The sequence below is a fragment of the Pedobacter sp. HMWF019 genome (genome assembly GCF_003061025.1).
Classification (GTDB): domain Bacteria; phylum Bacteroidota; class Bacteroidia; order Sphingobacteriales; family Sphingobacteriaceae; genus Pedobacter.
In genome coordinates, this window is the sequence record NZ_QAIL01000318.1 from 1 (window position 1) to 17,982 (window position 17,982).

The following is a 17,982-nucleotide window of genomic DNA, read 5'->3' on the forward strand; positions in this document are numbered from 1 at the left end:
ACAATAGATAGCATAACATGATGTTGTTATAATTAATGTCTGGCTCTCTTACTTGATTGTAGTGATGTTAATTTTAGATAGTGATGATCAGATTTGATCATCACTATCTAAAATTAACATCACTACAATCCCTATATGAAGATAAAATTACGATCTCTGCTGTCTACAAATAATGGCCAGGCTCATCAAAAAAAAAACATTGGTTTATTATTTAAAAACGAATTTGCGCTAAGCGTAGTATGTAGAACCAACAATTGGAGAATATTTACTATGATTTTGATAAATCGAATATCCGGCCAGATGCAGCGGTTGAACTGGATAAACTTGTCAAGATTATGAAAGACAACCCAACGATCTGGATTGAACTTGGATCGCATACGGATAGTAGAGGCAATGATCAATATAATCAATGGTTGTCTCAGCGGAGGGCAAATTCAGCGGTTCAATATATTATAGATCGTGGAATCGGGAAAAACAGAATCACTGCAAAAGGTTATGGCGAAAGCAAGTTGTTAAATCACTGCTTTAACGGAGTGCAGTGTTCAGAGTCAGCTCATCAGTTGAACAGAAGAACAGAGTTTAAAATAGTTAAACAATAAACAAAGATAGCCTAATCACAATGAAAAATAAGTTAATAAATACCGATCCAGAACTGGTTGATCTGGCCTCAAAAATGTATGAATCTAATGTTTCTGAAACAGAAACTTATCGTTTGCTTGCCCTTGTAGATATCATTGTCGCGATTGACTATTATGGCATCACTGAACTGTTGGATACGATTGGGGAAGAAAGACTGAGGGCTCATCTGGAAATGGATAAAACGTACCAATACCTTGCAGGTGCCGGTGATAATGTGGCCCTCTCTGAGATGTAGATTACACTAAAGTAGTTTCGAGCCAAGGACAATTGGGTAGATTGAGTTGACCCGGTAATAGGAAATGGGTATATTTCGCCGAAGCACGGCCATGCGGGTTCGGGGGCAATTATCCAGTGTATCGTTTTGCCGATTCTGATAAACCTTATTCTATTGATTATTTTGCGAGCAGATGGCAAATGCAGATTGGGGTGAGGTATACTTTTTAGAGTGTTGAAATATTCTTATCGTACCCTTGGGACTGCCACAGGTCTTTTATTTCTGGTGCTTCCAAAACCGGCCCTTGCCTTCTGAAATCCATTGCAGAGCCTCGGCTATCCTTTTTTGCCGGGTAGCATCCGTTTTGGCGTTGCTGATCCAGATGATGTATTCCTTGCGGAAAGAATTTGACTTGCTTTCAAAAACCTCTTTTGCCTTTGGATTCCCTTCCAACTCATCCTGAAAATAGTCTGGCGTTTCCAATACCTTCGGCTTTTCATCTGCAGTTTTTTCCTTTTGGACCTTTACACCCTTTTCATTTAGCTGTACTGCTTCTTTGATCATGGCAATAAATTCCTGATCAGGAAGCAGTTCGTTAAACTGCGTAATTTTGCCCAGCAGTCGTTTAACAGGCTTAAGGTCTTTAGCTGCTTTTAATCGCGGATCGGTCATCAGCTGGCCTTTTAAGAAGGTAAAAGAGCAGTGGGCCTTATGCGCTGCCATCACACACATATGGTCTGCCTTATAATCAAAATGTGGAATGCCCCATTTTATAGCCTCTTCCACATTCGGGCAATTTTGATGGACGAGCGTGCGCCAATGTTCAAGGATGGGTCTGGCAAATTCTTCTGCTTTAGCAATATAGGTATCTATGGCTGGATCGTACTTTGTATTATTCATATCTAAACGTTTAATGCAAATAAAAGCAGATTTGGACAAAAAAGATCGGTTAAAATCTTGGATTTACAGGTCAATTTAATTACTTGTGCTGTCTGCGGAAGGCAGAAGGTGAAACCCCTACATTTTTTTTAAAGAACTTTCCAAAATTTGTCGGGTCAGAAAAATCCAGCTGGTAGGCGATCCAGGAGATCTCCATATCGGTATAACGTATAAGTGATTTAGCTTCACTAATGACCCGTTCGGTAATAAAACTCAACGCATTGCGCCCGGAAATCTGTTTTACAGACTGAGAAAGGTAATTGGCTGTAACGGAAAGCAGATCTGCATACTCTTTGACACTGCGCTTATGGATATAGTTGCTTTCAATCAACTGGATGAAATTCCGCATCAATAGCTGCTGTCTGCCAGCGGGAAGCGCCTTTTGATTCCTTTCCAGTGCAAATCCCTCCAGATGGCAGAGCAGCCCCAGTAGCTTCAGTCGCGCTTCCAGATGCGCGTCTCTGTCCGACTGTTCATAAGCAGAAAAAACGGCCTCAAAATGTGGTGCCAGTTGAATAAAGGTGGCATGATTGAACCTGAACAGATGGGTACGGAGTCGGTCAAACAGTGTAAATTGCTCGTGGAACCCTGGCTTGAAAAAAGAAAAAGCCTCAGGTTTAAAATAGATAATATAGCCCTCTAGCTCATTATTATGCGCGAAACTATAGACCAGGTTGGGCGAATGGAACACCAGGTAGGAATCCGGATCTTCTACGATCTCTTCACCATAACTGACATTCACCTTTCCGGAGTTGAACAGCAGTGCAAAAAAATAAAAGGAACGTTTAAACGGCCGCCGGTAGACCGAAGTCTGTGGCTCATCCAGCGGCATTAACCTCAAACAGTAAAAATCAGGATTGTCTGTTCTGCAAGGCCAGGGAATTGAGGCCAGAAAATCATTGATATCCGTGTAAAAGGGAAGTACTGGTTTCATTTTCTCCATAATCTGTGCAAAACGATTGGCCTAAAATAGCTTTTTTAAGCATTATTTCAGTCCGGTGATCTCCGTTCAGTATATGACTTACTGGACTTAGATACACCACATTACCGCTATTGCACCACAAAATTTTAATTTCTATACAAATACACTTGGATTACGTTTGGTTAAGAACAGGTTAATGAATTGATGTTTAATTGATTAATTTAGTGTGGTTTTTAGGTGACATGAAAATAAGAGATAGTTATGAATAAACTGAAATTGTATGGAGTACCAAATTCACCTGAAATCTATCCGATTAGGGACTTTTTAAAACGTAGTGTGGTGGATTTTGATTGGGTAGATATCAGTCATGATAACCTGGGATGGGGTCAGGGAATCACTTCTTTTAATAATCCTTACAAACACCCTGTGATAGAGTTTCCTGATGGAAAAGTTATTGTGAACCCATCGCTTGAACAAATTGCCTGCAACCTGGGGTGGATTACAAAACCTAAATATAAAGAGTATGATCTTTCTATTTATGGAGCGGGGCCAGCTGGCTTGAGCGCTGCAGTTTACGCTGCATCGGAGGGATTGAAGACTATTCTTGTAGAGCGGGAAGCAATTGGCGGGCAAGCAGGAACCAGTTCACTTATCGAAAACTATATGGGATTTCCCCAAGGAATTTCTGGGGCTGAACTGGCAGAACGGGCAAGACAGCAAGCACTGAAGTTTGGTGTAGAGATTCTGTTGCTGAAAGAAGGAATAAAGGGATCATTTAGTGATAACCGGATTCATGTTGATTTTGCATCCGGAGAAAAACTGGTAGCTAAAAGCAATATTTGTGCTACCGGAGTAGAATATGCGAGGCTTAATCTTTTAGATGAGAATAGGTTTTTTCATAAAGGTATCTATTATGGAGCAGGTGCCAGTGAAGCCTTTTTCTGCCAGGACAGGGATATTTATATTATTGGAGGGGGGAATTCTGCGGGACAAGCTGCTGTTTATTTTTCGGGTTTTGCCAAACGTGTTTTTATGGTTATCAGAAAAGGAAATCTTTCTGATACACTTTCTGAATATCTGGTCCAAAGAATCGGCAGTATCGGCAATATTTTGGTGCTCTATAATTCGCAGGTAACCGAACTTGACGGCGACGATTATTTACAAAAGATTAAAATCGTAAATAGTCAGGACGGTTCGGAAAACTGGCGAGAAACTTCTAAATTATTTATTTGTATTGGAGGTAAACCCAATACCGATTGGGCTTCGGAAACAGCAATTTGCAGAGATAGAAATGGTTATCTGTATACTGGTAACGATGTGATTGGTTTGGATAAATATAGAGACTGCTGGAACTTAGACAGACCTCCTTATCATCTGGAAACTAGTGTTCCCGGTTCTTTTGCTGCTGGCGATGTTCGGTTTAATTCGGTCAAAAGGGTAGCGTCAGCGGTAGGTGAGGGTGCTATGGCTGTAACGCAGGTGCATCAATATTTAGCTAAGCTTTAGTTCAGACCGATGAGGAGTGGGGTAGAGTTCGTTTGTAACAAACGAGGACATTTCTCGTCTCATTGATTAAACCCAGTTCAATGACAAAAAGTAATAAAACCGCAAGAATTGCAGGACTTCTTTACCTGGGAGTGGTAATTACAGGGATCTTTAGTTTAATGTATGTCCCAGACAAACTTATTGTTTATGGTAATGCGGCATTAACTTTTGAAAACATTGCTGCTTCCGAATTATTATTCAGATCTGGAATTGTAAGCGGATTGCTCTGCTATATCTTCTTCCTCTTTCTACCTCTTGTTTTGTATAAATTACTAAGGCAAGTTCATGAAGATATGGCAAAACTAATGGTCTTGTTAGCAATCATAAGTGTGCCAATGTTTTTTATAAATGTTCAAAATGAATTTACAGTTCTTTCATTAATTAAGGACACAGATTACCTGAAATTATTTTCTTCCGGGCAAATACAGTCGCAGGTATTATTGTCTATAGGCCAATATGACAATGGAATGCGGTTAGTGCATGTTTTTTCGGGACTTTGGTTATTTCCATTCGGTTATTTGGTGTTTAAATCGAACTTTCTTCCCAAAATTTTAGGTGTGTTATTGATGTTGGGTTGTTTTGGTTATTTAATAGATTTCTTTGGAAGTACATTAATTGTTGGCTATTCCAAACTTGTGATTTCTTCATATATAAGTTTGCCGGCAAGTATTGGAGAGATCGGAACTTGTTTGTGGTTGTTATTTGTTGGAGCAAATGAGAAAATAAACAAATAAGGATCGCAGGAGTTTAGTTGGGAAGCCTAATTAACAAGGTATCGAGACGAACATCTACTATAAGGGTGAAAGAAAAATAATTTTACTTTTCTTTCACCCTTTTTTTAATTCCGATTGCCTTAAGGATTATTGATAAACCTTAAACCTCTTTATGAAACTAAAGAACCACTCCAATTCAATACGGATGCTGGCGCTTGCTGCCCTTCTTTTTTCTGGGGCGGAGCAGGCTGCTCTGGCGCAAGCTATAGATACAAATATTACAGCCATTCAAAAGATGACGATAAAGGCTGTGGTTAAAAAGCTTGAAAAAGACCATGTAAGGCCCAAGGCAATTGATGATGATTTTTCAAGAGCCATATGGAAGAAATATCTGGAGGGTTTAGATCCAAATAAGGATGTATTGCTGCAGAGCGATTTTCAGGATCTAAAAAAATATGAGCTAAACATTGATGATGAACTTCATGAAGGAAGTATCGATTTCTTTGCTGCAGCTTATCAAATTTTTCATAAGAGACTCCTGGAAGCTCAGGCAGGTTATAAGAAGATTCTGGACCGGCCTATGAATTTTAATAAAAATGAGACGGTTCAGATGAATGGAAGTTTACTGGACTACTCCACAAGCAAAGCTGCGCTGGAAAGTGTATGGCAAAAAAGGGCTAAATATTTTGTGCTGAAAAAAATGATAGATCTGGACAGTAATAAAGTCAATAACCCTGCACTGGAAAAGCAAGCACGCTTAAAGGTGGATAAATGGTTGGGGAATGTTTTTAAAAACCTGACTGGTTCGTCTGCTGTAAATGAGCGGTTTAGCCAATATGTAAATACCATTACTATGGAGGTAGACCCTCATACGTCTTATTTTGCACCTGTTAAAGCAAGAAGTGTAAACAATGATATGGCGAAGCGTTTTTTTGGCATTGGACTGGAGTTACAGGATAAGGAGGGAGATGTCTTCGTTAAATCGCTCAAACCGGGTGGCGTTGCCATTAAAAGTGGTCTGGTAGATATTAATGACCGTATTTTACGTATTAGTGATACCAAAGGCGTAATGGTTGATATAGCCGGAATCCCGATTACTGAAGTGGCCGACCTGATCAGGGGAGATAAAGATACTGAAGTATCTTTAGACTTACTGAAAAGTAGTGGTCAGGAGAAAACGGTCTCTTTAAAGCGGGCCGAAATTAAAGATGAAGAAGGAAGGGCCAGAAGTGCTGTTATTGAGAAGAATGGGCTGAAAATCGGTTATATTTATTTACAGGAATTTTATGCAGATGCAGCCAATCCTGCAGGATTCCATTGTGCAGATGACGTGGGTAGGGAGCTGTTGAAATTGAAAGCACAGCATGTGAATGGGGTTATTGTAGACTTGAGAAATAACGGTGGAGGTTCTTTAGACGAAGTGGTGAAGATGAGTGGTTATTTTCTGGGAAATGGGCCAAAAGTGCAGATCAGAGACGGAAACGGGATAAAAATTTATACAAGTAATGAAGCCTCTATATATGATGGACCTCTTGCAGTAATGATCAATGAGCAAAGTGCTTCGGCTTCAGAAATATTTTCTGCCGCGATTCAGGATTATAAACGGGGGATCATTATTGGCAGCCCATCCAGTTATGGAAAGGGAACAGCACAAGGTACCCTGCCTATGGGTAAGATGGGAGATCAGGCAAAGGGAATACCAGATTTGAGTTTTGGATCGCTGCGACTTACCCAATTCCAGTTTTATCGCGTTAATGGGGCATCTACCCAGCTAAGAGGTGTAAAAGCAGATGTGGTATTGCCGGGGAAGCTTGCTTATTTAAAAATTAGAGAGAAAGATAACTCAACAGCATTAAGTTGGGACAGTATCCCTGCTGCTCATTATTCTGAATTTAATAAGCCATTAATTTGGAATAATATTTTAAATTTAGCTACCAAAGCGGTTGGCAACGACGCGCAATTTAAAGCGATAGATGAAAACAGCAGGCTTCTTGCGCAACACCAATTGGATCCGGTGGATTTAATCAGTGGTAAATTTATCCGGCAACAGGATCAACTTTTGGCTTATACCAAAAAAATTGATCGAATTGCTCAGCTGGATGATAACAGCAAGTTAAAAATAACTGGTACAATGGATAACAGTGGCGCTGTTGAAAATGAATGGTATACAAAATGGTTAAATACGCTCTCAACAGATCTGTACCTTGACAAAGGTTTGGACATAATGCGTGTGATGAATCAAAAAATGTAAAAGATAAGGCTGATGGCAGAACTTTCAAAGATAGAACCCCTGTTTCGTGAACATTATTCTTTTTTATGTTCGGTTGCTTATGAAGTAGTTGAAGATGAAGAGACTGCCAAAGATATTGTCCAGAATTTCTTTCTGTATTGTCTGGATAGGATCGCCTCGCTGGATATCCACGGGAGTTTCAAAAGTTATGCCTTCAGGGCGGTCAGAAACGCTTCACTGAGCTATAGAAAGAAGTCTAAAAAAGTAGATTATAATGATGATTTGCTGAAGCAAACCGGGGCGAATTTAGCTTGTGTAGCAGAAGACGATAGGGAAGAAAATGAAATTGCCCGGGATCTGGTATTGTGGCAGATTATAGGCCAGATGCCGGAAAAGAGAAGACATATCTTCTTGCTGAGCAACAAAGAGGGATTAAAGTATACTGAAATCGCAGCGCAACTGGATATTTCTGTGAATACCGTAAAAACACATATCAAATTATCATATGAGTTTTTAAGACGAGAATGTAGGTCGCTGATCAGGATAGTGATTTTAATTTATATATGGATAGGATTATATTAACAGAGCTATGGATCAGGAAGAAAAAATGAATTGGGAAAAGCTGTTAAAGCACCTTGACGGCCATCAGGATGATGGGCAAGCCGATGAAGAATTGAATCAGGAGGAGCTCGATGTGCTGCTACTGGCAGAAGAAACAAATATGAGTTTAAATAGAACAGACCCAGAAATGAAATTTCCGGTGCAAGCTGGCTGGGAAGAGTTAGAGGCAAGATATAAAGAGAAACACAGGGAAGCCAATCCCAGGACTGGCCGTAGTAAACGCAATTGGTTTATGGCAGCAGCAGCTGTGCTTGCTTGTGTGATTGGATCGGTTTGGTGGCTGTCTATGCGGCCGGAAGATCCTTCAAAAAATGCATCTGCTATAACAATAACAGGTATTAAATTGACCCTTGAGAATGGAAAAACGGTTGCACTGGACCAGAAAGAAGCTCCGGTTTTAAAATCTGCGGGCGCCGATTTGAATGGCGGCACACTGGTTTATAAAAAAGAAACGGACTTGACGAAAGAAAAAGAAGGCTCGGTTAGCATGAATGTACTGGAAGTACCTTATGGTAAACAAACCAAGGTGGAGCTGGGTGATGGCACGGCGATATGGGTAAACTCTGGATCGAAATTGACCTATCCAAGTCATTTTCCAGCCTCCAAAAGGGAGGTGATTTTAGAGGGTGAGGCCTTTTTTGATGTAAGCCATAATGCCCAAAGGCCTTTTATTGTGCATGTAAAAGGGTTGAATGTACAGGTGTTGGGTACCGCATTTAACATCAATTCTTTTGGCCCGGCGGTGCAGACTGCATTGGTAAGGGGTAAGGTCGGTTTGGAAGCGGGAGATCAGTCTATTCTTTTGATACCTGGTGAGTTGGGTTCTTACACCAGGGCGGGTGGAACATTATCTAAAACTGAAGCAGATTTAAAATTATATACGGCCTGGAAAGATGGCGAAATTTATTTTGACAACAGCAGCCTGGCCGAAATTGCCTTCCGTTTAGAAAGGGAGTATAACCTTCATTTCAGTTTTGAGGATGCAGCACTTAAGAATTTGCATTTTATGGTAGATATGCCTAAAACAGGAGATGATATTCAACAAGTGCTTAAGAACATCAGGTTGAGTACCAACGAGGTAGATTTTGTGGTGAAAGGAAATGTGATTGAAGTAAAACGACGAAATTAAGTTATTGTACTTTATTTAAAAAAGGGTGAAAATAATTTCAAATTGTTTTCACCCTTTTTGATAGGCACGATGCCTATATATAAAACCAACCAACCTTTTGCCTTCATTCAAAAATATAAGTATGACCAGGTTCCTTAGACAGTTTATACTTCTCGTTTGCTTTCTGTTGTGTATCGAGTATGCTCATGCACAGCAGAAATCTGTATTCGATCCGCAGGAAAGTTTTAAGCAGGTCAATTTTCCTGCAGGAAACCTTGTGAGGACCGCATCGGGAAAACCAGGGGTACAATATTGGCAGAACCGAGCAGATTACAAGATTTCTGCTCGTTTTGATACTTTGTCCCGGCAACTTCGGGCCACAGAGGAATTAATCTATTTTAATGGTAGTCCAGATGTTTTACCAGAGGTATGGCTGTTGTTAGGGCAGAACCGTTTTCGTAAAGATTCCAGGAGTACCGCAACAACCCCATTGGAAGACAGCCGCTTTGGAATCAAAGAGTTTACCGATGGCTTTGTACTGGAAAAAGTGATGGTCAAAAATAAAAAGACAGGGGTATGGAATAAAATAGATGCTAAGGTGATGAATGATCAGCTTAAGATCATGCTGCCTGAAGCTTTACAGACGAAAGAGAAAATTACTTTAAGGATAGACTATCATTTTACTTTACCCAAAAACGGCTCTGATTTTATGGGCGTTTTACCAACTACAAATGGTACAATCTATCAGTTCTCTGCCTGGTTTCCCCGGGTAGCGGTTTATGATGATATAGAGGGTTGGAATACGGCCAATTCCGGATACTATATAGAACCTGGAAAACTAGATTATAAAATTACAGTGCCTGCAGAATGTATTGTTCAGGGTAGCGGACAACTTCTAAATCCGGAGCAGGTTTTAACCAAATTACAGCAAGTCCGCTTGCGTGAAGCAGAAAGAAGTAATCAAACTGTGCAGATACGCACAGCTAAAGAAGTAACCATGGCTTCGTCAAGACCAGGTCCAGGCCTGCTGACCTGGCATTTTAGTACGGATCATTCCGGAGATGGATTGTTTGCTGTTTCCAGGTCTTTTATCTGGGATGCGGTGAAAGTTGACCTGCCTGATAAAGAAACTGCTTTGGCCATGTCTTTATACCCTGTTGAAAGTAATTATCTGGCCTGGCAGAAATCAGCGCAAACGATGAAGCAAGTACTGGAAAGCTATTCCAGATTATGGTGCCCGTATCCTTACAAAACTGCGGTGAATATTGCAGGTTCTGTTACTGGAATAGGAGGGCCGGGAACAAGTTTTATTCAATACCAGTCAAATGGTATGGCCAATGGAGTATGGTCTAAGCTTAACCACGAACTGGGGCATAACTGGTTTAATATGATGATTGCCGGCAATGGGAGACAGGCCTGGATGGTTGAGGGATTAAACTCTTTTATCAACCATATTAATGGAAAGGTACTTCAGGGTGAAACTGCTTTTACCCTACCGGATGCGATTAACTGGCTTGGAAAAGCTGATCCAAACCAATGTGCAGCAACACCTTACGAACTGATGCTCTATAAAAATTTCGCCCTGCTTGCTTACGTAAAGCCAGCTGTTGCGCTTAACCTGCTAAGAACGGAAGTTTTGGGAGCCAGACGTTTTGATGCGGCGTTCCGGACTTTCGTCCAGGCATGGAAATTTAAACACCCCAGTCCATCTGATTTCTTCAGGTGTATGGAGAAGGAAAGTGGCGAGAACCTCAGCTGGTTTTGGCAAAGCTGGTTTCTGAACGACTGGACCTTAGATCAATCTGTGGAAAGCGTGCAGTATGTAAATGGACTACCAGAACAGGGGGTGAATATTAAGCTGGTTAATAAGGGTAAGATGGTGATGCCCGCAGTAGTGGAGATTGTGGAATCTAATGGCCAGGTGAACCGGGCAAATTTACCTGCTGAGATCTGGCAAAAGGGCGGCGACTGGACTTTTCATTATCCTTCAACCAGCGCTGTTATTTCAGTAAGACTTGATCCTGATCATAACCTTCCCGACCGCGACCTAAGCAACAATACCTGGCATGGAACAGCCAACACTATAACTCAACCGACTACTAAATAAATCTAAAAAACCAATAGACAATGAAAAAAACAATATTAACCAAACTGCACAACTAAATTATCCATCAACTAAACCAAACCAATGAATTATAGAACTATCCGTACTGTAATTTACAGTACTCTACTTCTGCTGGTTTTTCTCCTGCCAGCTTCGGCCCAGCAGAAAAACAGTGTGAAAGTGACACTAAATGTACGTAATGGCACAATGGAGAGCATTATCCAGTCTATTATGAAACAAACTTCGGTTAAGATTGTGTATAACCAGGAACTGGTGCAAAAAGCAGCCCGCATGGATTTTACAGCAAATAACGAAGAACTGAAACTCGTGATCAGACGCTTGCTGAAAGGATCGAACCTTACTTTTGTACTGCAGGACAATGTGATGGTTATTGGACCAAAAGATGAATCCGAAGAGGTAAAAAAAAAAACAGGGATCATAAAAGGCCAGGTCTTAGATAATACCGACAAACCATTGATTTCGGTTACGGTAAGTGTTTCGGGGACATCGCATAACGCATTTACCAATGAAGAAGGAGAATTTACTATAGAGACGGAGGAAGGAAATTCCATTACTTTTTCATACGTGGGTTTCCAGAAGAAAACAATAAAACCACATTTAGGAGAGGTGGTAGATATTAAGTTGGTACCTGATCATAATGATATGGATGAGGTTGTTGTAACCGGTTATCAAACCATTAGCAAACGTTTGTCTTCCAGTTCTACCTATACTTTAAAAGGATCGGAGATCATAGATCCCGGGTCAACAAATATTATTTCCATGCTACAGGGAAAGGTGCCTGGTCTGGATGTAGTAAAAACTTCGGGTAGCCCGAATGCTGTTCCATCTATGCGAATGAGGGGGACTTCTACTTTGATTGGAAATGCGAACCCAATTATTGTGGTAGATGGAATTATAAGGGAAAATCCCAACAACGTTAACCCAGATAACCCTTTGGGTGTTGATCCAAGCGCTCGAGACCAGATCATTCTTAAGGACAACATCCTTTCCAACGCCAGTGTAGCCGGAAATTCGATCAGTGGCTTAAATCAAAATGATATAGAAAGCATAACTTTTTTAAAAGATGCATCAGCCACAGCAATCTATGGTACCAGAGCAGCAAATGGAGTCATCGTGATCACGACAAAAAAAGGAAAGAGTGGTAAGATGGAGATCAACTATAATAGCACCTATGGTACTTCACGTAAACCTCGATATACCGATATGCAGTTGATGAATTCCCAGCAACGTGTCCAATTCTCCAGAGAAATGTATCAGGACGGCTATACCTATCAAAGCGTACCGTTTAATATGGGTTATGAAGGAGCCTTTCAGGATCTGATGAACAGAAAGATTACGGAAGAACAATTTCAGAAGAATGTTGCGGGTCTAGAAAGTATGAATACAGACTGGTTTGACTTGCTATTTCAAAATACCTTCAACACCAGTCAGCATCTTAGTCTTTCCGGTGGTAGCGACAAAACGAGCTATTATACTGCATTTTCTTATGAGCAAAATAAAGGTACAACAAAACCAGATGGATTGAAGCAGGGTAGTGTTTCTGTAAATATAACCTCAGAATTGAGCCGAAAACTTTCGTTAAATTTTAATGTAGGTGGAAGTCATCGGTTTTCTACTAATTATTTTGGTACAAATCCACTTGATTATGCAATAAAAACAAGCCGGGCAATTCCAGCCTCACTCACATATCCTGTTGCTGAAGAAAACGCTTATGGAATAGCTAACCCATTGGATTTTAATATATTTAATGAAATGCAACAGACTGGAAATTCGGCCAGGGATACAAAACTATCGACCACCTTAGGTCTTAATTACCTGGCTCTCCGGGGACTAACGCTAACGTCGATAGCGTCCGGAAATGTGAGTGTATTAAACTCCGAACAATATGCTACTGAACTAAGTAATTATATTGCTAACTTAAGGGGATATAATTATGGTTCAGTAGCCCCTGGAAGCGATCTCGAACAATCTTCCTATTTGCCGATTGGTGGAATTTTATATCAGTCGAACACATCACAGTATAGTTATACTTTGCGTAACCAGGCCGAATTTAAACGAAGCCTGTTTACCGATGACGATCAGCTTGATATACTGGCAGGACAAGAGATGATATCTGTTCGTTATAATGGATTGAACAATTTGCTTCCAGGCTATATGCATGACCGTGGAGAAGGTTTTTCTATATCACCTAATGGTATCAATTTGCTCAGTCCAAGGAAAACGAATACGCTGGAGAATTCGGTATCTTTATATAGTACTGCCAGTTATAGTTTTGCAAATAAATATATCCTAAATGGAAATATCAGAACAGATGCTTCCAACCGTTTTGGCCAATTTTCTAATCAACGTTTCCTGCCTGTGTGGAGTGTTTCCGGTCTTTGGAATATCAGCTCCGAAAAGTGGATGCAAAACAACAGGTTCGTTAACAATTTACGCTTAAATGCTTCTTATGGCTTTCAGGGTAATGTTATTTCCAGTGTTGGTCCAGACCTTATATTAACTATACCCGATGGCACAATACCACAGAATGGATCCAACGAATTTCAGTTGAATATCAAATCTTTGCCATACCCCGACTTGAGATGGGAAAAAACTAAAAGTATCAATCTACAATTAGGTGGTTCATTATTTAATTCCTTTCTGAATTTTGACTTTGCTTATTATCACAAACGAACAACGGACGCCATTACTTCAAAGTTTATTCCCGTTGAATATGGACTGAATATGATGTACATTAATGGGGGTAATATTGAAAATTATGGTTACGATATGACAATTGGAATGAACCTCATTCATAACAAGGACCTCAATTGGCGTATGTCTATAGTTTCAGGAAAGAATTATAATACGCTACAAAAGGGTACAATTGATGCAACCAGTAATATAACTAATGAATATCTGGATGGTTCGGTTCTTATTGAAGGGCAGCCAGTTAATACATTTTATGTTTTTTCGTTTAAAGGGTTAGACCCTAAAACAGGTGTGCCTCTGTTTTATGGGATTGATGGAGCTGGAGCGGTATCAAAGGATTCGTTTATCGATTATTTGAAACCAGCAGGATCAAAGAATGCCAAGATCAGTGGCGGGTTTAGTACTTCTGTAGAATATCATGCCTTTTCTTTAGGAACAAATCTTTCATTCAAACTTGGCTCCAAAAGGTTAAGAAATTCGGTTTATAGTGCCTTTGGAGTATCTATTCCTTTACCAGACCAAAATTTACCTGCGATTTTAGAGCAGCGATGGCGTAAACCAGGCGATGAAGCTTTTACAGATATACCATCTTACCCTAAAAATACTGGCGTTAACGGTGGCGGATTTGTCTATTTGAGCAACTCAGACAATATGAGTCGTTACCAAATGTACAATCATTCTGATGCCAATGTGGTTTCAGGAAGTTTTCTGAGATGTAATAGGGTTGATTTTTCTTATAGACTGCCTGATCAACTGGTTAAACGGATAAATGTAAAGAGGATTTCTGTTTCCGGAACGGCTTCGAATCTATTTGTAATTGCAGACAAGAAACTAAGGGGGCAGGATCCCGAAATTGACGGGATGGGCACTACAGCTTTACCCATCAGTAAAATATTTAGCCTGAGTTTAAATGTAACTTTTTAATAAGAACAATGAAAAGAAATTTATTTATTTTACTCATTCTTCCCATCTTTTTTTCGGTTTCATCCTGTAAAAAATTTCTGGAAGAACAGTCGCAGACGGATATCATTCCCAGATCTGCTTCTGCATTGAACGAACTGTTAATGGGTGCAGGTTATATTTCCAACAATGGTGGCGGAGCTGATCTTTCCCTTCGTCTTTTGGATGATAATATAACCCATAATGTTTTTCTAACAGGCCCGGGAAATATGTTTTTTGCCTATACCTGGCAGCCCCAATCTGCAAGTAATCCCAGCTTTACTGCAGGTGCAGCGGCATGGACTGGTTTATACCCAAGTATTTTGACTTGCAACCTGGTACTTGATTATGCCCCTAAAGTAACAGGCACCACCGCAGAAATTGAAAATGTTACCGGACAGGCATACCTCTTGCGGGCATTTAACTATTTTCAACTGATCAATCTCTATGCAAAACCCTATAATGATAAATTATCCAATCCTGATCAGGACCCTGGTGTTCCATTGATGCTGAATTCCGGCTTGTCTCTTGAAGGTATAGCCCGTAGCACAGTATCACAAGTTTACAAGCAAATCCAGGATGATTTGGGTAAAGGAATTGAACTCATGGAAAGGAATGGTAAGAATAATGATGTTTATCGCTTAAACAATGTATCGGGCTATTTGCTCTCTTCCCGTGTATACTTACAGATGGGCAATTGGCAAAAAGTGATTGATGCAGCTACAAATGTACTCACTCGAAAGTCGGACATCATCGACCTCAATACTTGGGGAACAGATCAAAATGCTAAACCGATCGTGGACGCTAAGAATCCCGAATCTCTGTGGGTATACGGCAGTAGTAATGATGTGTTTTTTCCTTCAGGCACTGAAGGAGATAACTATAGACTTTCTGATGACCTTCTTTCCAGCTACGAAGCTGGAGATTTAAGATCCAGCACCTATATTAAAGATAAAAGATCTATTAAACGGCCTTCGTTTTCCTACCTGGTTAAAGTGGCAAATGCTTTCAGGGTATCAGAAGCTTTGTTGAACAGGGCGGAGGCCTATGCACAGTTGAATAAACTGGGGCAAACGGGAAACGCACAATTGGCTTTGAATGATCTGAATACTTTAAGGAAAAAAAGGTTTAGTCACGAAAGTTATCATGACCTGGTTAGTGCGGACGCTGATGACTTGCTTCAGAAATGTTATGACGAGAAGCGCAGGGAACTTTTTGCCGAGGAAAACCATCGTTGGTTTGACCTTCGGCGTCATGGTATGCCGGCTATTACCCATGTGTACCATCCAAATGGAGGGCAAATTTTAAGCTATGTACTCCAGGATCATGATCCTGCTTATATACTTCAAATTCCAAGGTCTGCATTAGATAGAAACCCAAAATTAACACTTAATCCTAATCCGGAATTACGTACCGGGCATTAATCTGATCCACATGAAATTAAAAATATTATTGTACTCGTTGTTCATTCTGGTAGCAGCTGCTGCCTGTAAGAAAGAAGCTGCGATAGTGCCGGAAACGATTCCATTAGAATATCATCTGCCACAAGGCAATCACCCTTATGATACCCAGATTGTGGATTTCTATCATAAATATGGTTGTTATATTTTATATAAATTTAGTGACAAGGATTTTAATTGGAATATTTCGTATACGCTTCCTTACGTGGCTGATCAAGGTGATGAGAATTATATAACTCCTGCGCTTACTGCACTGGATGAATATTTATTTAAATATTATAATAAGGATTTCTTAACAAAAGCACTACCCTACAAAATTATCCTATCCAGTAGGATTAGAGCACTAGATCAATATGGGGATACACTTGAACCCCCCGTCAATGTTGTAAGTGCTTCAAGTCATTTCGCTTTTGGGCGGGCGGGAAGTAGTTTAGCTGGAATGACTGAAGATGAACTACATCAGTTGAAAGTAGACCTGCATCGGGAATTCTGGAACCAGGCTGTCAGTTTTAATAAGGTTCCTCTACCACCTGTTTTTATCGCCGCGACGAATTATTCAGAAGTTGGCAATTACAATAAGCAATACTATGGGGTTTTTGTGAATGCGAATGATTATACTGCAACTGTTTATTCAGATTTTGTGCAATATATCGATCTGATTGCTTCTCATACAGCCGAAGAGCTGGAGCAAACTTTGTTTCTGCCTGAAAATGACCCAAATGGAAAGTATAAGTTCAAGTATATTACCATTATCAACTATTATAAACAAGAATACGGAATTGATCTTCAGGCTATAGCCAAATAAATCATGAAAAGAATAGTTTTAGGTATAATGCTGGCTACTCCTATTATAGGGGTGTGCCGGCAGCAAGAGTTCAATAAAGAAGGAAAAACAGTAGAAATAATCAGTCCTGTTGATAGTGGGATATATATGAGTGTTGATGTGCGCTCTGTGATGCAGTTTTTTTCAAAAGATAATATTGGTAAAGCAGATGTACTGAAAGATTGCAATGCATTAAATGTAATTCTAAGGAAAGACATCGGAGAGCTTGCATTTAGCCAGGAGCTTGGTAAGCTGGATATGGTTAAAGACAGTGCGGTTTTTTACGGCCTGATCGGAACTAAAGGCGTAGCGCTTACAAGGGAGAAGCTGAAACTGGAACAGCAGTTTGTACGGGCGCATCCTGATTCTTTTGTGAGCCTGTACTTGTTGATGGACAACAGTATCATGTATGATGCAGATGGTTATGCTACCGCCTATGATCAGCTGAGTTCCAGTTTGAAAAATACGCAGGCTGCAGAGGTCATCAGAAAAAAGATTGAACATCTGAAAATAACTTCTGCCGGGACATACGCAAAGGATTTTGAAAGAAAAAACCAGTTTGGAAAGACGGTTAAACTGAGCGGTTACAAGGGAAAATTGTTGCTGCTTGATTTTTGGGGAAGTTGGTGTGCGGTTTGCCGTCAGGGACATCCTCATTTGAAAGAACTGTATAAGAAGTATAAGGACAAGGGACTGGAAATTGTTGCTGTTGCGCATGAAGAAAATAAAGATTTATCCAAGAATAAAGCGGCCTGGCTTGCGGCAATTAAGAAAGATGATGTGAACTGGGTGCACGTTTTGGAAGACGAGGGAAGCGGAGCACCAAGCATAACAAAGGCCTATGGAATTGACGGTTATCCTACAAAATTACTTATTGATCAGGACGGCAAAATCCTGATGAGGGTAATTGGAAACCTGAATGAAGAAATGGACGAAAGGATCAAGTCAATCTTAGAGAAATAAGCCTGCTTGAAAATAAAAACAGTTTTTTAGTTGCGAATGCAAATTGCCCC

General features: G+C 40.2%; 13 protein-coding genes and 1 pseudogene. 12 read left to right on the plus strand and 2 right to left on the minus strand.

The genetic code is table 11. The annotated features are described in order from the left end of the window. Positions 1-251: 251 nt before the first annotated feature. Together DBR11_RS17820 and DBR11_RS17825 are read left to right on the plus strand one after the other, a co-directional pair. Positions 252-599 (plus strand): annotated as a pseudogene (locus DBR11_RS17820) (OmpA family protein); the annotation flags it as partial. A gap of 20 nt (positions 600-619) precedes the next feature. Continuing rightward, positions 620-874 (plus strand): hypothetical protein, encoded by a 255-nt coding sequence (locus tag DBR11_RS17825; protein ID WP_108553994.1) that lies wholly within the window; start codon positions 620-622, stop codon positions 872-874. Positions 875-1,129: 255 nt separating this feature from the next. On the opposite strand, the gene DBR11_RS17830 is transcribed toward DBR11_RS17825, so the two are convergent. Together DBR11_RS17830 and DBR11_RS17835 are read right to left on the minus strand one after the other, a co-directional pair. After that, on the minus strand, positions 1,130-1,753 hold the full coding sequence (locus tag DBR11_RS17830; RefSeq protein WP_108553995.1) for a YdeI family protein: 624 nt from the start codon (positions 1,751-1,753) through the stop codon (positions 1,130-1,132). A gap of 79 nt (positions 1,754-1,832) precedes the next feature. Then, positions 1,833-2,726, minus strand: coding sequence for an AraC family transcriptional regulator (locus tag DBR11_RS17835; protein WP_158275321.1), 894 nt, complete (start codon positions 2,724-2,726; stop codon positions 1,833-1,835). 249 nt (positions 2,727-2,975) lie between these two features. Here DBR11_RS17835 and DBR11_RS17840 point away from each other — a divergent pair, with 249 nt between their 5' ends. From DBR11_RS17840 to DBR11_RS17885, 10 genes are all read left to right on the plus strand, one after another. Next, positions 2,976-4,220 carry an FAD-dependent oxidoreductase gene (locus DBR11_RS17840; RefSeq protein WP_108553997.1) on the plus strand — a complete coding sequence of 415 codons (1,245 nt, stop codon included), beginning with the start codon at positions 2,976-2,978 and terminating at the stop codon, positions 4,218-4,220. Between the two features lie 80 nt (positions 4,221-4,300). Continuing rightward, positions 4,301-4,993, plus strand: a complete 693-nt coding sequence (locus DBR11_RS17845) for a DUF4386 domain-containing protein (RefSeq protein ID WP_108553998.1) — start codon at positions 4,301-4,303, stop codon at positions 4,991-4,993. A gap of 151 nt (positions 4,994-5,144) precedes the next feature. Continuing rightward, positions 5,145-7,223 carry a carboxy terminal-processing peptidase gene (locus tag DBR11_RS17850; RefSeq protein ID WP_108553999.1) on the plus strand — a complete coding sequence of 693 codons (2,079 nt, stop codon included), beginning with the start codon at positions 5,145-5,147 and terminating at the stop codon, positions 7,221-7,223. Positions 7,224-7,235: 12 nt separating this feature from the next. Then, positions 7,236-7,784 (plus strand): sigma-70 family RNA polymerase sigma factor, encoded by a 549-nt coding sequence (locus DBR11_RS17855; protein ID WP_108554000.1) that lies wholly within the window; start codon positions 7,236-7,238, stop codon positions 7,782-7,784. A 7-nt stretch (positions 7,785-7,791) separates the two neighbouring features. Then, entirely contained in the window at positions 7,792-8,952 is a 1,161-nt protein-coding gene (locus DBR11_RS17860; protein ID WP_108554001.1) for a FecR family protein, read from the plus strand. A gap of 121 nt (positions 8,953-9,073) precedes the next feature. After that, the gene (locus DBR11_RS17865) at positions 9,074-11,038 is read left to right on the plus strand and encodes a M1 family metallopeptidase (protein WP_146186576.1); all 1,965 of its coding nucleotides are present in this window, start codon (positions 9,074-9,076) and stop codon (positions 11,036-11,038) included. A gap of 81 nt (positions 11,039-11,119) precedes the next feature. Beyond that, the gene (locus DBR11_RS17870) at positions 11,120-14,671 is read left to right on the plus strand and encodes a SusC/RagA family TonB-linked outer membrane protein (RefSeq protein WP_108554003.1); all 3,552 of its coding nucleotides are present in this window, start codon (positions 11,120-11,122) and stop codon (positions 14,669-14,671) included. 8 nt (positions 14,672-14,679) lie between these two features. Continuing rightward, a complete protein-coding gene (locus DBR11_RS17875) occupies positions 14,680-16,110 on the plus strand; it encodes a RagB/SusD family nutrient uptake outer membrane protein (RefSeq protein WP_108554004.1) in 1,431 nt (476 codons plus the stop codon). Positions 16,111-16,120: 10 nt separating this feature from the next. After that, on the plus strand, positions 16,121-16,951 hold the full coding sequence (locus tag DBR11_RS17880; RefSeq protein ID WP_146186577.1) for a hypothetical protein: 831 nt from the start codon (positions 16,121-16,123) through the stop codon (positions 16,949-16,951). A 3-nt stretch (positions 16,952-16,954) separates the two neighbouring features. Beyond that, positions 16,955-17,932, plus strand: coding sequence for a TlpA disulfide reductase family protein (locus DBR11_RS17885; RefSeq protein WP_108554006.1), 978 nt, complete (start codon positions 16,955-16,957; stop codon positions 17,930-17,932). The last annotated feature ends 50 nt before the right edge of the window (positions 17,933-17,982 follow it).

What these genes read in the sequence shown, in the direction of transcription:
- DBR11_RS17840 (WP_108553997.1), top strand. Translation starts at nt 2,976, where the DNA reads ATGAATAAACTGAAATTGTATGGAGTACCAAATTCACCTGAAATCTAT.
- DBR11_RS17860 (WP_108554001.1), top strand. Translation starts at nt 7,792, where the DNA reads ATGGATCAGGAAGAAAAAATGAATTGGGAAAAGCTGTTAAAGCACCTT.
- DBR11_RS17880 (WP_146186577.1), top strand. Translation starts at nt 16,121, where the DNA reads ATGAAATTAAAAATATTATTGTACTCGTTGTTCATTCTGGTAGCAGCT.
- DBR11_RS17885 (WP_108554006.1), top strand. Translation starts at nt 16,955, where the DNA reads ATGAAAAGAATAGTTTTAGGTATAATGCTGGCTACTCCTATTATAGGG.
- DBR11_RS17870 (WP_108554003.1), top strand. Translation starts at nt 11,120, where the DNA reads ATGAATTATAGAACTATCCGTACTGTAATTTACAGTACTCTACTTCTG.
- DBR11_RS17850 (WP_108553999.1), top strand. Translation starts at nt 5,145, where the DNA reads ATGAAACTAAAGAACCACTCCAATTCAATACGGATGCTGGCGCTTGCT.
- DBR11_RS17865 (WP_146186576.1), top strand. Translation starts at nt 9,074, where the DNA reads ATGACCAGGTTCCTTAGACAGTTTATACTTCTCGTTTGCTTTCTGTTG.
- DBR11_RS17845 (WP_108553998.1), top strand. Translation starts at nt 4,301, where the DNA reads ATGACAAAAAGTAATAAAACCGCAAGAATTGCAGGACTTCTTTACCTG.
- DBR11_RS17875 (WP_108554004.1), top strand. Translation starts at nt 14,680, where the DNA reads ATGAAAAGAAATTTATTTATTTTACTCATTCTTCCCATCTTTTTTTCG.
- DBR11_RS17835 (WP_158275321.1), bottom strand. Translation starts at nt 2,726, where the DNA reads ATGAAACCAGTACTTCCCTTTTACACGGATATCAATGATTTTCTGGCC.
- DBR11_RS17825 (WP_108553994.1), top strand. Translation starts at nt 620, where the DNA reads ATGAAAAATAAGTTAATAAATACCGATCCAGAACTGGTTGATCTGGCC.
- DBR11_RS17830 (WP_108553995.1), bottom strand. Translation starts at nt 1,753, where the DNA reads ATGAATAATACAAAGTACGATCCAGCCATAGATACCTATATTGCTAAA.
- DBR11_RS17855 (WP_108554000.1), top strand. Translation starts at nt 7,236, where the DNA reads ATGGCAGAACTTTCAAAGATAGAACCCCTGTTTCGTGAACATTATTCT.